Raw genomic sequence first — 468 nt, forward strand, 5'->3', positions numbered from 1 at the left:
GTTCCGTTACATGGGAGCAGTTCTTCTCCGGTACAGTTTTCGAGAACAACGACTCTCTCCGCCACCCCCGGTCCGGTGTCACGGATGCCGATTCGAGACCGGACGTTACGGGGTCGCTGCCACTCATGGATTGGTTAATCGATACAGAGAGAGTGATTAGACTGAAAAATAGGTCGAGCAGCTACCGTCTGGTTTCTCTCGATGACGCCGATCCCTTCGACTACTATCGGTACCTTCTCCCTCACGAGTTGGCTCTCAAAACGGATTATGGAGGACCAGAACCTCCGCCGGGCACATTTGATGATGTTCAGTGTCGGAACTGTGGCAGGTACTGGTATATTGGTGAAGAGCGGCTAGAGTGTCAAAAATGTGGCTCGGACGTTGATTGGGACTGGAACGTGAGAACGGGCCGAATTGGTTCCGTGCCAGACTATGTAGAGTAAAATCTATTCCTCGGTGAATTCCCAC

Annotated in this window: 1 protein-coding gene; it reads left to right on the forward strand. The window is 52.1% G+C overall.

Annotated features, from left to right (window positions below; all coding sequences use genetic code 11):
• A partial coding sequence (locus tag EXE42_RS19820; protein ID WP_206750761.1) for a hypothetical protein occupies positions 1 to 443 on the forward strand: 443 nt, incomplete at its 5' end.
• Between the last annotated feature and the right edge of the window lie 25 nt (positions 444 to 468).

It is taken from the genome of Halorubrum sp. SP3 (assembly GCF_005435195.1).
GTDB lineage: Archaea > Halobacteriota > Halobacteria > Halobacteriales > Haloferacaceae > Halorubrum > Halorubrum sodomense.